The 15,236-nt window shown below is 43.7% G+C and carries 15 protein-coding genes; 5 read left to right on the forward strand and 10 right to left on the reverse strand.

The genetic code is table 11. The features are described from left to right. Nucleotides 1–52 precede the first annotated feature (52 nt). The 4 genes from BT112_RS12630 to BT112_RS12645 form a co-directional block, all read right to left on the reverse strand. Complete coding sequence (locus tag BT112_RS12630; protein ID WP_072317750.1) at nucleotides 53–1,138, reverse strand: serine hydrolase domain-containing protein; 1,086 nt, start codon at nucleotides 1,136–1,138, stop codon at nucleotides 53–55. 228 nt (nucleotides 1,139–1,366) lie between these two features. Continuing rightward, nucleotides 1,367–2,248, reverse strand: a complete 882-nt coding sequence (locus tag BT112_RS12635) for an aldo/keto reductase (protein ID WP_072317751.1) — start codon at nucleotides 2,246–2,248, stop codon at nucleotides 1,367–1,369. Nucleotides 2,249–2,324: 76 nt separating this feature from the next. Further along, nucleotides 2,325–2,885 carry a Crp/Fnr family transcriptional regulator gene (locus BT112_RS12640; protein ID WP_072317752.1) on the reverse strand — a complete coding sequence of 187 codons (561 nt, stop codon included), beginning with the start codon at nucleotides 2,883–2,885 and terminating at the stop codon, nucleotides 2,325–2,327. 110 nt (nucleotides 2,886–2,995) lie between these two features. Next, nucleotides 2,996–3,352, reverse strand: a complete 357-nt coding sequence (locus BT112_RS12645) for a winged helix-turn-helix transcriptional regulator (RefSeq protein ID WP_072317753.1) — start codon at nucleotides 3,350–3,352, stop codon at nucleotides 2,996–2,998. 120 nt (nucleotides 3,353–3,472) lie between these two features. Between BT112_RS12645 and BT112_RS12650 the strand changes: the two genes are divergently transcribed. Next, nucleotides 3,473–3,814 (forward strand): nuclear transport factor 2 family protein, encoded by a 342-nt coding sequence (locus tag BT112_RS12650; RefSeq protein ID WP_072317754.1) that lies wholly within the window; start codon nucleotides 3,473–3,475, stop codon nucleotides 3,812–3,814. A 291-nt stretch (nucleotides 3,815–4,105) separates the two neighbouring features. Further along, entirely contained in the window at nucleotides 4,106–4,507 is a 402-nt protein-coding gene (locus BT112_RS12655; protein ID WP_072317755.1) for an RrF2 family transcriptional regulator, read from the forward strand. Between the two features lie 218 nt (nucleotides 4,508–4,725). Here the strand turns inward: BT112_RS12655 and BT112_RS12660 are convergent, their stop codons facing one another. Continuing rightward, nucleotides 4,726–5,115, reverse strand: coding sequence for a hypothetical protein (locus BT112_RS12660; RefSeq protein ID WP_072317756.1), 390 nt, complete (start codon nucleotides 5,113–5,115; stop codon nucleotides 4,726–4,728). Between the two features lie 42 nt (nucleotides 5,116–5,157). Beyond that, nucleotides 5,158–6,465 carry a Glu/Leu/Phe/Val family dehydrogenase gene (locus BT112_RS12665; RefSeq protein WP_072317757.1) on the reverse strand — a complete coding sequence of 436 codons (1,308 nt, stop codon included), beginning with the start codon at nucleotides 6,463–6,465 and terminating at the stop codon, nucleotides 5,158–5,160. A gap of 296 nt (nucleotides 6,466–6,761) precedes the next feature. On the opposite strand from BT112_RS12665, the gene BT112_RS12670 reads away from it, so the two are divergent. The 3 genes from BT112_RS12670 to BT112_RS12680 are packed head-to-tail and all read left to right on the forward strand — an operon-like array spanning nucleotide 6,762 to nucleotide 9,192. Continuing rightward, on the forward strand, nucleotides 6,762–7,520 hold the full coding sequence (locus BT112_RS12670; RefSeq protein ID WP_072317758.1) for an alpha/beta fold hydrolase: 759 nt from the start codon (nucleotides 6,762–6,764) through the stop codon (nucleotides 7,518–7,520). 12 nt (nucleotides 7,521–7,532) lie between these two features. Then, nucleotides 7,533–8,780, forward strand: a complete 1,248-nt coding sequence (locus BT112_RS12675; protein ID WP_072317759.1) for a sterol desaturase family protein — start codon at nucleotides 7,533–7,535, stop codon at nucleotides 8,778–8,780. A gap of 10 nt (nucleotides 8,781–8,790) precedes the next feature. Next, nucleotides 8,791–9,192 (forward strand): RrF2 family transcriptional regulator, encoded by a 402-nt coding sequence (locus BT112_RS12680; RefSeq protein WP_072317760.1) that lies wholly within the window; start codon nucleotides 8,791–8,793, stop codon nucleotides 9,190–9,192. Between the two features lie 274 nt (nucleotides 9,193–9,466). On the opposite strand, the gene BT112_RS12685 is transcribed toward BT112_RS12680, so the two are convergent. Genes BT112_RS12685 through BT112_RS12700 form a run of 4 tightly spaced genes read right to left on the reverse strand, consistent with a single transcriptional unit; the run spans nucleotide 9,467 to nucleotide 15,236 of the window. Then, a complete protein-coding gene (locus BT112_RS12685) occupies nucleotides 9,467–10,633 on the reverse strand; it encodes a formylglycine-generating enzyme family protein (RefSeq protein WP_072317761.1) in 1,167 nt (388 codons plus the stop codon). Then, nucleotides 10,630–12,354: a sulfatase family protein gene (locus BT112_RS12690; protein WP_072317762.1), complete on the reverse strand. Its 1,725-nt coding sequence runs from the start codon at nucleotides 12,352–12,354 to the stop codon at nucleotides 10,630–10,632. The genes BT112_RS12685 and BT112_RS12690 overlap by 4 nt, the downstream gene beginning before the upstream one ends. Before the next feature lie 51 nt (nucleotides 12,355–12,405). Continuing rightward, nucleotides 12,406–13,785: a sulfatase family protein gene (locus BT112_RS12695; protein ID WP_083564924.1), complete on the reverse strand. Its 1,380-nt coding sequence runs from the start codon at nucleotides 13,783–13,785 to the stop codon at nucleotides 12,406–12,408. A 26-nt stretch (nucleotides 13,786–13,811) separates the two neighbouring features. Beyond that, entirely contained in the window at nucleotides 13,812–15,236 is a 1,425-nt protein-coding gene (locus BT112_RS12700; protein ID WP_175545796.1) for a RagB/SusD family nutrient uptake outer membrane protein, read from the reverse strand.

The following is a 15,236-nucleotide window of genomic DNA, read 5'->3' on the forward strand; positions in this document are numbered from 1 at the left end:
CATTGATTGCCCTGAATATATGAAATAATCAACATGTATGATGCGGATCTTATCAGTGAACGGTCTCCGTTCCATTAAAATACCCCCGAACTATTCCGGCGATTGTTCTGCTTACCTCCGTTGGTGAATTGCAGCTGCAATTGGTCAATCCGATGACATAAATATCTTCATCCGGCAGATAAACCCCCATGGATTTATATCCGAAGATGGAACCTCCATGTTCGAAACTACGTACACCGTTCAATACATTGATATGCCAACCATATCCATAGCCTGTAAGTTTTCCATTGTTTAAGCTATGATCCGTAAATACCTTTTTCGTTAATCTTCTGCTTAACAGTGTATACTTTTTTACAGCTTCCTGCCATTTTAACATATCATCTACTGTAGACATTAAGGCTCCTGCGGAAAATGGTATTGAAAAACTTATATACCTGTTATTGACATAATGATCTCCTTCTTCGCTATATCCCGAAGCTCTGTTCCGGATAATTTTTTGATGACTGGCATAATAAGAATTATGCATTCCCAATCTCTCGAAGATATTATGCGCTACAAAATCCTGATACTCCTTCCCGGAAACTACCTCAATAATATAGCCAAGCAACATGTAACCCGCGTTACAATACTCATACCGCTCTCCCGGTGGGAAATCCACAGGTTCATTTTTGAAAAAGTTAATTAACTCCTCCGAACTCAATTCCTCCTTGGCAATGGCAGTAAGTCCTTTTATCCTTGTAAAATCCTTGATTCCGGAGGTATGTGTAAGCAAATGGTGTATGGTTATTTGTTCGCCGTTCGGATAATCCGGAACATAAGAACTAACCGTATCGTCCAACTCAAGTTTCCCGTTATCAACCAGCATCAGCACAGAGATAGCGGTAAACTGCTTGGTGATGGAACCTAACTCAAATACATTATCGGTCTTCATAGGTGTTCCCAGTTCTATATCAGAAAGGCCAAAAGCTTTATTATAAATGGTTTTACCATTTCTGGAAACCAGGAACACTCCTCCCGGTGCATGGGCCTTATATTTTTCATTCAGCACACTATCTATTTTCAATTCCAGCGATTGTCCGGTAACCGATAACTGAAAAATCAAAATCACTATCAATACCAATACTACCTTCTTCCTCATTTCACTCCTGTTTTTATAATTACATACTCTTAGACTATTCGCAAAAGATGTCGGTTACAAAATAATGAGGTGAATTTTAGTGTATTGCTTAAGAGAGGTTAACCGCCGGTGCACGGAAAAGGCACAAAAATATGTTTTTTGTCGCTCCGGGGTTTTGTTTATCGAAACTCTATATCCTGCCAAATTGCAATATTGTCAACAGATCATCCGGTATTCATTTTTAATTTTTTACCCCAAAAATTCCATATCCCCAGCCGAGAGCTCCAGGTGTAAAGCCTGGCTGTTTTCCTTAAAATGTTTCAGCTTTGAAGTTCCGGGAATGGGCAGGATCAAAGGGTTGACATGTAACAGCCAGGCGAGATTGATCTGTGCCGGTGTAGTCTTATATTTTGCTGCGATGACGGAGATTTTATTCCGGCTTTCGGACAAAGAACTTTGCAGGGAGAAAAAAGGGATCATCGGGATGCTGTGCTTTACACAAATATCCATAACTTCCTGCAGCCCCCTGACTTCCTGTCCGTATAGATTAAAGCTCGTGCGCTGTGCGTAGCCGAAAGCATTTTCCACACTGGCTACATCGCCCATCCCGAGGACCGTATTTAATTCTTCCGCATTGACATTGCTCAATCCTACATGCAGAATCTTTCCTTCCTTCTGCATTTCGAACATCGCATGCACAGATTCTTCAAAAGGTGTATCGGTTCCGGGCATTACACGGAAATGTACCAATTGAATCCGGTCCTTTTTTAAAGTCCTTAAATTATTTTCGATACTGGTTCTAAGGTTTTCCGGCCTGTCATAGACTTGCCAGCTTTTGTCTTTCCCTCTCTTTGCCCCTACTTTGGTACAGATGACCAGGTCTTCCGCGTACGGGTACAAGGCCTCGGCAATGAGCCTGTTCGTAACATCTTCTCCATAATAATCGGCCGTGTCCAGAAAGTTGATACCGCTTTCGGAAGCTGTTCTTAAAATCTGCAGCGCTTCTGTCCTGTTTGTGGGCTCTCCCCAGACATGTTCTCCGGGAAGCTGCATCGTTCCGTAGCCCAATCGGTTTACCGTTAAAGGATGTGTGGTGTTGGCTCCGATCGTGATTGTCTTTTTAATAGTCATTTTATTTTCATTTGAATTAACAACACAAAAGTGCATGAAGTCCCATGAAAATCATTTACCATTTGATAAAAAAGCCTCAGTGTACATTTTTTCTGATCCTGCTCAGCGATTGTTGCGTAATCCCAAGATAGGAAGCTATATAGGAAAGCGGGACACGGTTGACAAGGGCCGGGAATTTTTCCAGAAAAGTGAGGTAACGCGTCGTAGCATCTTCCGATACCAGGGCACTTCTCCTGTCGACTTTCTCCATCAACGCCGATTGAAATATCTTATTTATCATACTATCCCAGCCCGGAATAGTTTCGGAAAGCTCCTTCCACTGCTCTTTTGAAAATACGAGAAGTCTACAGTCGGTAATGGCCTGTACATATTCTGTAAACTGCTCGTCCTGGTATGGATTTGCCACCATGTGGTTTTCATCTACGAAATATTTAGTGACCTCATCTCCCTTATCGTTATAATAACAAATCCGAAAAACGCCTTCCAGAACAAATACTACCTGGTTGAATACTTTACCGGCTTCTGCGAGATAGGCATCCTTGAGGAGTTCGGTTTCCATGGCTCTTTCCGAAATCAACTTTATTTCCCGATGGTTTAAGGTCCCGAATTGCAATAGGTACGCTATTAGTTTCTCCATAAGATAAAAATGGTCTTTATCGCTTATTATTCATATATCCCCGGTACATTTTTACGACCTTAGCCCGTATTTTACGATCCGGTCGGGGCCGTCTACATTTCAAAACTGCCCTATTGCAATTTTTTATGGCGTTCTCCCCACTGCTCCATCTGTCGTATAACAGGTCCTAATTCATAACCTATTTTTGTCAGTTCGTATTCTACACGGGGAGGAACTTCTGCATACACCGTCCGGGTAATTATCTTATTTTTCTCGAGTTTTCGCAATTGCAGGGTCAGCATACGCTCGGTAATATTCGGAATGGCTTTTTTGAGTTCCCCGAAACGCATTTTACCCTTTAACAGCCATGAACAAATAACCAATGCCCATTGCCCGCCGATAATATTTGCTGCATAGACCTCCGAACATTCTTCTCCCAGAATTTTCTTATTCTCGAAATTGGTCGAAGTTTCCTTTACCTTACTCATTACTTACCTTTTTTATAGTACCATACAATAGGTTGCTAATATACACAACAGCCTGTTATATCTTAACTTTGTACAAATACGTCATAAAGATACAAGGCTAATTTTATAAAAAAGGACAACATGAACAACAAAACCATATTATCGGAGGCCAATAAAGCTGTTGCACAAGGAGATTACGAAACTTTTCTGACCTATTGTACCGAAGATACCCGGTGGGTTTTTGTAGGGGATCGGATCGTGGAAGGAAAGGCAGCCTTAAGACAATATATGAATGAAGTTTACCATGAGCCCCCGGTATTTTCTGTAGATACCCTTATTGAAGATGGCGATTATGTAACGGCTACAGGCGAAATAAGCCTGAAGGATGCCAACGGTAATGAAGAACATTTTGACTACTGCGACAACTGGCGGTTCGAAAACGGAAAAATGGCAGCATTAAAAGCTTTTGTGATCAAGAAATAACAGGCTTATCTTTTTTGCGTTCCCAAAGCTGTTTTCGGGTAATGTATCTCACGTAATACAGTTCTCTCTACACTTTTTCCAATGACATGCCATGTGTGGGGTAATGCAAGACTCAGCCTTGAAGCAGATCTCTTTTCACATATCAGATAATGAACACATTACATTTAAAAACATTTAATATACAGGGGCTTCCTCCAGGTACTTGGTAGCCAGAAAGGTTGTTGGTTAATTCCCGGTATTTTTTGAGCGGCTCAACTTATCTTATTATTTTTAGATATACATTCGGGGAATATGTTATCGAGAAAAGCAAAATATGCTATTAAAGTTTTGATCTATATCAATGAACATCCGGATCTGGTTCCGGTGTCTGCCAAAGAAATTTCAGAAGCTGAAAAAATAGCCTATAAGTTTCTGAAGGCGATTATGAATACCCTGAAGCAAAACAGGGTTGTTACCAGCAGGCGCGGCCCCAAGGGCGGGTACAGCTTTGTCGGGAACCCGAAAGATGTTACAGTCGCTTCGATTATGCGTATTATTGACGGGCCCATTGCACTGACTACCTGTACCTCTGAAAACTTCTACGAGACCTGCGAGGAATGCATTGACGAAAAAACATGCAGGGTACGGGGTATTTTCCTCAAAATCAGGGAGTCCATGCTTCCTGTCCTGCAAAGATCCATTATGGAGATGTAAAGTATAGAAATTATCCGAAAAAGAGGCTGCCGGTTTGAGCTCCGGCAACCTCTTGCAGCACACTTTCCATAAAGAAGTCCTAACCAATCCTTTTGTTTTCCATACCCTATATCCTGCTATCAGCGAACCCCGACCGGTTTTTAGAAGGAAAAACCTGGAAGAATGTCTTTTTGACAAAATACCGGCGTCCCGGACAACAACAAGAAATACACCATGAATTAAGTGTTTATGATTTTACCCGGACGCGGAAACCCGAGACTGTCCAGGGTCTGCTCTACAATCCGAAGTCTGTCGTTCGGACTAAAGGTCTTATAGCTTTCATAAAGAAATTCAGGATCCGACCCCGTAGGAATGCACAACTGTACAATGGTATACTCCCTGCTGTTGAACAGCGAAACCCCTGTATCTGACCCATCGTATTTCCGGGACTTTGCTACCCTGTTTCCGATATGGACTCCTTCATTCACTACAATAACCGGGGCACTACCAACAGGCTGTCCAAGGGTTTCCACAGTCACAGGAATACTGATAAAGGCCACACCGCTTTCTGTCTGAAAATCGGAAATTTCCACCAGGTCCGTTTTAAAAATCTGTTTAACTGCTCCCATAATGCTATATTTTTGAATTGATTGAATACTATATTTTATATTCTAAACACAATACCTTACTATTCCGCCGGGTAAATAGCCAAAACTCTTGTTTAACCGGTAACTCACATCCAACTTCTTAACAGCAGCTATATATGCCCCCTTTCTCAATGAAACCTGGTACTTCTCGCTGTTCTGCCATACCTTTTCAAAGGCTGAACGGATCTTCTCGTCATGGCGGTAATGAATCTCTTCTTCCAGCCAGCGTTTACCCAGACGGTTCTGGACCCATTCGTAATATGAGACAATAGCCCCTCCTGCCCCGGCGAGAATATCGGGGACCACGACTATCTCCTTTTCGCCCAGTATGGCATCTGCTCCGGGAACAAGCGGACCATTGGCCGCCTCCACTACCACCTTCGCACTAATATCACGGGCTATGGTTTCGGTAACAGTACTCTCCCTGGCCGCCGGAATAACGACATCCACCGGTATCCTGAACAGCTCGCTATGGTCAATCTCCTGCGCCCCCGGAAAGCCGGACAATGTTTCATGTTGACGAACATGCTCCAAAGCATTGTCTATATCTATACCATCCTCGTGATAGTAAGCCGCGGACAGATCTGAGATCCCCAGTATCCTCACCCCCTGGTCCCGCAGCCATAAAGCAGTATGCTTTCCTACGTTTCCGAATCCCTGGATAACGGCAGTGGCCCCTTCGGGTTCGATACCCAACCTTTTAAAAACTTCGAGCACCGTAATCATCACCCCCCTTCCCGTAGCAGACTTTCTTCCTCTGGAACCTCCGAGAATAACAGGTTTTCCCGTTATCACTCCCAACGCACTATTCCCGGTGATCTTATTGTATTCATCCAGTATCCACGCCATTTCCCGTTCTCCCGTTCCCATTTCAGGTGAAGGTATATCGGTTTCTACCCCGAATACCTGGCTCATCGCAGCTGCATATCCCCTGGAAAGCTGTTCTTTCTCATTGTCCTTTAACGAACCCGGATTGCATTTTATACCCCCCTTGGCTCCGCCAAAGGGAAGATCTGCCAAAGCCGTTTTGAAAGTCATCCAGGCTGCCAGGGCTTCGAGTTTGTCTTCATCGATATCCGCATCATAGCGTATACCACCGATCGACGGGCCGAGTATATTGGAATGGATAACACGATACCCCTCATACACCCTTATACTCCCGTTATTCAGCGCTACGGGCACGGTAACGTGGACTTTCTTGACAGGCCGGGTCAATATGTCCCGTAATTCATCGGAAGCCTTGATGGCCGTCAGCGATTCCTCTATACTATCTGCAATGACATCGAACAGTTTACTGTCTGTACTGACGTATGTGTTCTCTTTTCTGTTCATGGTATGATATATTTGATGGTTACTACGAATACTTAAAAAAAATCCCCGTCCTGAGAACGGGGATTCTGAAATTAACACCAACACTTTAGTTACATAATCGTGCATGGCACTCTCCCCTCTCCAAAACTGAGATAGCGCATACAACACATTATATAAGTAAAGACAAATAGCATAATGGATTACCTTTTCTGGTACAAATATAAAACTATATTTTAAATCTACAAATCCTATAGAATAAATATGAAATACTTTTTTTTAATATATTTGTTCTGTGTTTCATTTCTAAAAACTATATCATGAAAAAAAAGGAATTCATTAAACCGCTGAAAATAAACAGGAAGAAGGATGTCGTTTTGCTTCATGGCCTTTTCGGGGAGCTGAGCAACTGGGAATCTGTCAAAAATCATCTTCTGGACAATTACAATATATACGTACCCGAACTTCCCCTGTTTACGTCCCTTACCGGCAAAAACAACCTCCGTAATCTGGTTTTGTTCCTCGAAGATTATATTGAACAATCCGGTATCCACTGCCCGGTACTGGCCGGAAATTCATTAGGCGGCCATGTCGCGCTGCTATATACCCTTAAACATCCGGAAAAAGTAAGTTCGCTGGTGCTTACCGGCAGTTCCGGGCTATATGAAAACACCTTCGGGGATACTTTTCCGAGGGTCAATGATTACCGCTATATCCGCAACAAGGTTCTGGATGTTTTTCACAGAAAGGAAGTTGCCGACGACCTCCTGGTTCAGAAAGTATTCAACACCATACAGGATAAAAGAAAGGCATTAGCCATCATAGCGCTGGCAAGGGATGCCAAAAGACAAAATCTCAGGGACCGGTTGCGGAATATCGAATTGCCCGTACTCCTTATATGGGGAATGCAGGATATCGTAACCCCCATCTCCGTGGCCGAGGAATTCTATCTTTCCTTTCCCAAGGCCAGCCTTCATCTCATCAACGAATGCGGTCATGTGCCCATGATGGAACAACCTCAGGCATTTAACGACATCCTGCGCGAATTCCTGGAAAACAGAACGGTAAAATCTGCCTAAACCCGAAATGTGATGAAAGAACTGAACTATGCCGCCTTATTCATACCGTTGTTCTTCCTGTTTGTCTGGCTGGAACGACTGTGTATCTCCCATGCCATGAAAAAGAAGAATGCCGTGCTGGAATCTTCGGTTTCCAATATCAGTATAGGGGTGGCGGAACGACTTATCAACCTGTTTACCGGCATATTATTTTACAACCTGTTTCACTATATCTATCACCATTTTGCCATATATTCCATTCCTTCCTCCTGGTGGGTATGGGTACTGTTGCTGCTTACCGCAGACCTGGTATGGTACTGGTATCACAGGCTGGGACATCGTATCAACCTCTTCTGGGCCGCTCATATTGTACACCACCAGAGTGAGAATTTCAACTTTACCGCGGCGGCCCGTATCACCACCTTTCAGGCATTCATAAGATATGGTTTCTGGGCCGCTTTGCCACTTATAGGGTTTCATCCGGATATGGTGATCTCCATATTACTGGTACACGGAATATACTCCTTCTTTACACACACCGAGGCCATCCCTTCGCCGAAATGGATGGAATATGTCTTTATCACTCCCTCCCTACACGGCGTGCACCACGCCTCCAACAAAAAATACCTGGACAAGAATTTCGGGGACGTCTTTGTGTTCTGGGACAAGATATTCGGCACCTTTCAGCAAGAAGAGGAAAAACCGGTTTACGGACTCACACACCCGTTGAACAGTTACAGCTTTCTCTGGCAGCACTTCCATTATTTTATGGAGATCGGCGAAGCCTTTCGAAGGGGAAAGAACACCAGGGAAAAATGGGATGCCCTGTTCGGGGGGCCTGAAAAGATGGACCAGGACATACGACCCTACCTGGAAACCCGGTTTATGCAACATAAGGTACGTTCCACTCAAGCGCTCCACGAATCGCTCAGGATATACCTTATCCTGCAAATACTCAGTTGTGTAGTGCTCCTTACCCTGACCACCTTCTACTTTGATTTCCTCGGAATAACCTCTAAAGTGTTTATACTGTTCCTTACGCTCCTCACACTGATCAACTGCGGGGCTTTAATGGAACAGCGGAAATGGATCTTCTATCTCGAAATAGCCAGGCTTCATGCCTTTTTACTATTCTTGTTCCATATCAATGACCAGTTGGATATTTACCCGGTAATGGCCATATCCATGATATTGGCACAGTATATCCTGCAGGTCAAGAAAAGATATTACCGCTGGTTATATTCCGGCCGCACTTCCTTACGCAATTTTTTTAACCCTTAACCATTTTTATATGTTATCACGAAAAGCCAAATATGCCCTTAAAGCCGTAGTATACCTGTCGGATTGCCCCAGGGAGTTACCTGTTACCACAAAGGAAATAGCAGAATCTGAAGGGATTCCCTTAAAATTTCTGGAAGCCATACTCACCATACTCACAAGAAATAATATCCTGAGAAGCTATCGCGGCATACGGGGAGGTTATACCCTGGCCAGGTCTCCCGAAGATATTACCGTACTGACCATAATGCGTATCATAGACGGCCCTGTCGCCCTGACAAGCTGTAGTTCTGAAAATTACTATCAGACCTGTGAAGAATGTGTCGATGAGGCAAATTGCAAAATAAAAAAAATGTTCAAGGAACTCCGGGAATCCATGCTGCCCATCCTGGAAATGTCCATTGCCAAAGTCTGATCGCTTGCTTTCCGAGGAGAACCCATAATATCTGAAGCTTTAAGGGCAGGATCACTGCCTGAAAAGAAATAAAAATATTAAGCGTATGTTTGATCCATTAAAATACTATATACATCATAGCATAATAATATCTATTCAATTTCCGTACATACTTAAAACTTTCCCCCAGGTATAATTTTTGGAAATCACATCGAAGATAAGTCTCCGGTATCCTGCAGACCGATCTGTTATATGATATGAAACATGCTTTAGATTTATCACTCACGTTACACGCTTACAGATCTTTTATATCCGCTACACACCGGAACCCGGTATTTTCCAATCCGGTATCGGGAGAGGACATCATTCTTGCCGACACCCTATAACCGGAACAATAAGACGCGTTACACATAAAAGATCCGCCACGAACTACTTTGAGATTCTTATGTGGTTGGTATGATGAAAAGCTCTCAGATGGCCCTTTGGGGTTATAAGACAGCCTGTCTGCAACCGAGTAATAATACTCTTCACCATAATTATCCTCACACCATTCCCAAACATTTCCGGCCATATCGTATAAACCAAACCCATTCGGTTCGAAAGACTTCACCGGTGCCAGTGCAGGATAACCGTCGTATTCAGTATTGTGATAAGGAAACACTCCGTCCCAAATATTGGCTTTAGGCTCTCCTTGATAAGGTTCCTCGTTGCCCCAGGGATATATATTCCCTTCCATACCTCCGCGGGCTGCGTATTCCCATTCCGCTTCGGTAGGTAACCGTTTACCTGCCCATTTGGCATAAGCCTTTGCGTCGTGCCAGGATATCTGAACTACCGGGTAGTTTTCTTTACCTTCAATCGAACTTTCCGGTCCCTGTGGATGTTTCCAATTTGCACCCCTTTTCCAATCCCACCATTTTGAAGGGTTGTCCAGAGGTACCGGTACCTCTGTTTTTTTGAAAACAAGAGCTGCGGCCAGGAGTAAACTATCTGCTGGTTTAGGTGTTCCTAACGGAAGTTGTTGCTTTATTTCATCCCATGATACATCCCTTTCTGCTGTAGTTATATATCCGGTTGCTTCTACAAATTTTTGAAACTGAGCATTAGTAACTTGTGTTTTATCCATATAAAAGGAAGATATCTTTACCTTATGCACAGGATATTCGTCTGCTCTTCCTTTATTGTCTCTGGCTCCCATCAAGAAAGTTCCTCCTTCTATGCGAACCATTTCTTTTGACAATTTCCCGAGATCAGGGCTATCATAGACCTCAATACCTTTTTGTTCGGGAAAACCGGAAAACCTATCGGATAGGTTTATGTGACATCCGGTAATCTGCCCAACCTTCTCTGAAAGCCCTGAATCTTCTGTATTTCCTTTATTCGTCTCTTTATACCCAATACTACAGGATTGTATCAGCATTGTAACAAAACACAGCATTAGTACTAATTTTTCTTCCTTCATTTTAAGTGATATTCTGTTAAAAAGGGAGTATATCCTATACGCATTGCATTAATTTCTAAAATATCTCCTTTATGGAGAAGGATATATTCTCCCTGATACACATTCCAACTCCCGGAAAATTCCTGTTTTACTCCCATCTTTGTATATCCGAAGACCAAGGGCATATCCCAGGAATTTAACCTATGTAATTCCTGTCTTGGTTTTTCTCCGACCTTCACTATTCTATATCCTATTGAAGTTCCTTTAGTGGGGGCCCATAAAAGCACGCCTTTCTCTGTTTCTATTATTTGAACAGGTTTTGTTTCCGGAGCTTTGTCCAATCCATTCCACATATAATGACTCACCATCTCTATTTCGGGAATAGAGGACAAATCGCCTATGTGGGCTGTCCACTCCCAAAAAGCCTGCCTTAACTCCAATAATTTATCCCTGTATTGCGACACTGCGGCAAGATTTTGCAACTCGTCCTTATCCTCCGTAACATGATACAATTCTTCCTTTACTCTCGGTGTTTGGAACCAATCGGAAAGATATGGGTTCTGTAGGATTCCTGCTTTATTCCTATCTAAAATCTCCTTCATCATAGGAATACCTTTACGATATTTAAGATCCTGATACTTGGGACGATCTGTATAATAATTATAGACATACCTATACGCGGTATCGCGTACGGATCTTACACGATCCACTTCGGAATCCATACGATCTCTAGCCGCATAAACATACTTCCGCTTCGGGCTATTGTTGTTCGCTCCCAAAAACGGACGTCCCTGTAGATATTCCGGGAGCTCCACACCGGCCAAGGATAATACCGTTGGAGCAAAATCTACAGAACTTACGAGCTCTTCCTCTACCGTACCGGCATTACTGGATTTAGGAAATTTAACAATTAGTGGTATATGAGTTCCCCTTTCGAGAACCTCCCGCTTCGTCCATGGCAAATTGCCTCCGTGATCGCTGAAGAAAAAGATATACGAGTCTTCATAAACTCCATCTTGTTTTAACTGTTCTATGAGCTCACCTACATGTTCATCCAGGGTTTCTACACGAGTAAACAAATTAGCTATGTCCTTACGTACAGTTGGAGTATCTTCATAATATTTTGGTATATATTGTGCTACTTCCTTAACAAGAAAATGTAAACTATCGGGATAATGCATTAATTGGGATTCATGAGTAATAAAAAAATTATAAACACTAAAGAAAGCCTGTCCCGGTCCTCTATTTCGATAGGATGCTGCCGGGCTACTTTCGTCCCAAACGGTTACCGGTGCTTTAAACTGGTAGTCTTCTTTCATATTATTACTGCTGTAATAACCTTTTCTACGCAGATACTCCGGAAAAGCCTTTACTTCCTCCGGAAGGACAGCATCGTACATTGGAATCCCTTGTGGCATAAACCTGGCCTTTATGGCACGGGTTCTCATATGCTGTGTTCCTATGGAAACCGGGTGCATACCGGTAATAATTCCGGAGCGGCTGGGCGCGCATACCCCAGCAACCGTATAGGCTCTGGTAAATAAAACACCATCTGCTGCCAGTTGGTCTATGTGAGGTGTTTTCACCAGCTCATTTCCGTAAACGGATAGGTGCTCCGGAGATAAATCCTCAAAAGTTATCCAGATGATATTAGGAAGATCAGAGGTCTGTGCCCCTATACAAATACTGATATTTGTAAGTAGCAAAGCACTAATTAATAAAGCCTTCGATATTTGTTTCATTTTTTATAAGAGTTGGCAGTATCAAAGATCCCAAAACTCCATATTTCGGATCTATTTCTCCAGTTGATTTTCTACAGGTTTTACAGTTCGCTTATGTTTTTCCAGTAAGCTCTCGAATTCTGCTATAAGTTCAGGATGTTTTGCTGCAACATTAACTCTTTCAGACGGATCATGACTGATATTGAACAATAATGGGGGATTGTGTATGGTCTTATCCTTATTACGGGCATACGCTTCTCGGGTAATAAAATGTACTTTATAATCCCCTTTGCGAACGGCGTACACCTCTTCATCCCTGTAATAGAATGTGACATCTCTCGGACTTTTACCTTTACCGAACAAGGCGCCGGATATATCAAAACCATCGTATAAACGATCGTCTGGCAACGCTATGCCGGCAAGCGCGGAAAAGGTAGGGAAAAAGTCCAGAGTACTTCCCTGACCCTGTACTACGGAAGGCTGAATTTTTCCAGGCCACCAGAAGATGGCCGGTTCCCGCATTCCCCCTTCATAGGTTCCGCCTTTACCTCCTTTTAATAATCCGGCGCTTCCCCCCTGTTCTTCAAAAATCAGCCAGGGGCCGTTATCGGACGTGAAAATAACAAGTGTGTTTTCGTCCAGCCTATTCTTTTTCAAAGACCGTATGACTTCGCCCACACTCCAGTCTATTTCTTCAACGACATCGCCATATACCCCCCTGCTGCTCTTTCCTTCGAATTCTTCAGAAGGGAAAAGAGGTACATGTGGCATCGAATGTGCGAGATACAGAAAGAAAGGTTCCTTTTTATGGTTTTCAATAAATTTCACAGCCTCCTCAGTATATCTTTTGGTAATCGTTCTCTGATTCGCAGGGCGTTCAATCTCTTCCGTATTCCGGATTAACGGCACATTAAAATATTCCGGTTCCGCCTCCTTGACCGTGGAGAAATACTCTCCATCTTTGATCCTGTCCATATCATTGCTGTATGGGATCCCGAAATAATAGTCAAATCCGTGGGCTATAGGTGTATGTTCCGGTAAATGCCCGAGATGCCACTTACCAATGATGCCCGTAGCATAGCCTCCTTTTTTCAATTGCCGGGCTATGGATATCTCCTCCTGAGGCAATCCTCCGCCGGAGTCGGGGAACAAAACCCTGCGATTTTCACTCGCCATACCACTGCGTACGGCCAATCTCCCCGTAACAAGTCCGGCCCTGCTGGGTGTACAAACGGGAGCAGAAGCATAAAAACTTGTCCATTTCTGGCCTTCGAAAGCCAACCGGTCCAGATTGGGAGTGGCAATGGTCGGATGTCCGTATACCCCGAGGTCTCCGTATCCCAGGTCATCGCAAAATATCAGTACGATATTCGGCTTTTTGCCTTTCTGGGCAAATCCGGAAATTCCGGAAGCAAGCAGCAGTGCCAACAGGAAATATTTTATATTTTTCATATTGTTTATCATTTAGCGTTTATAATTCAGTAACCTTCGTTTTGTCTTAAATTGGGATTTGCGCTGATCTCTGTCTGAGGGATAGGGAAAACCACGTGATGCGCATCTGCTCTCTTACCCCTGGCCACTGCCTTTGAGACAAAAGTTCCCATTCGTATCTGATCTTCCCTTCGTTTGGCTTCGGAAAAAAACTCCCATTCCCGTTCCTGATAGATCCGCGCTCTCAAGGATTCTTTGGTAAAACCTCCCAGTGTTACGGGGGCGGCCTGATCCTGGTTGGCCCGTTGCCAAACCTGGTTCAACAAATCGACAGATTCCTGGTTGGGACCGTGAAGTTCATTGAGAGCTTCCGCCAGTGACAGTAAAATGTCGGAATAACGGATCACGGGAATGTCGTTGCCCATACCGGGCCCTGAAGCCCCGGGGTCGAATTCATATTTCAGGCTCAGGGTTTTATCACTGCCGAAAAGCTGAATATGCTCTCCGGAAGTATTGGTGTATTCTTTAACAAAAAGATCTTTACGCCTGTCGGTTTCCAGATATGAATCCACAAAATCATCAAAAAAATAGGTTCTGGCAGCATACACACTCTGATTGGCAGCCAGCGGATAATCGGTTGGAAAAGAAAGAGCATTAATAAACTGCGCACCATTCAGGGCATGACGCGGAAAAGTCCATAACAACTCATTATTTCCTTCGTTATCCAGCCGGAAAACATCGTTGTAATCAGGTAGCAATTCATACGGTCTTTCCAACTGAATAATTTCCCTGGCTACCTCAACGGTCTTCTCCCATTGCCTGGTATTGAGATAGAACTTACACAACGCCCCGAGAGCCGCTCCTCTGGTGGCCCTCCCATAGTCGTCCTGTCTTTCGGGTAACTGACCGGCTGCTGCCCGAAGGTCATTTTCGATAAAAGCTCTTACCGCTTCATCCGTAGCTCTCCCGGGATAATAATCCCCGGCAGTCTCGGGGGTTACCAGCGGAACGGGTCCGAACCAGTTATACAACAGGGCGTAACTGAACCCGCGAATAAAGGTAGCTTCTGCAACTATATTTGTTTTCAGACCTTCCTCCAAATCTGTTTCAGGGATACCTGCTATCAGGAGATTGGCATCCCTGATGGCTTCATAGGGAACACTCCAGCACTGATTAAAATAATTGAGGTTGGCATCCCAGGTAAAATTCGTCAGGGGATTGAGCTGCGCTTCAACATTACCTCCTTTGTTCCAGGCTTCTCCCGAGGGCATCGTAGAGGTAAAATAATATCCTACCCCTCCGAGCCCCATGGCCAGTAAAGACCCCTCTCCGTAGGCCGAATGAAGAACAGCATTCGCCCCTTCTTCCGAATTAAGGGCATCCGAACCGAGCTCCGAATACACTTTTTCATCAAGGGCAGATTCACAACTGACAACAAATAAAACGGCGGTCAAATATGTTAAACGGATCAT

It is taken from the genome of Sinomicrobium oceani, assembly GCF_900119185.1.
Taxonomy (GTDB): Bacteria; Bacteroidota; Bacteroidia; order Flavobacteriales; family Flavobacteriaceae; genus Sinomicrobium; species Sinomicrobium oceani.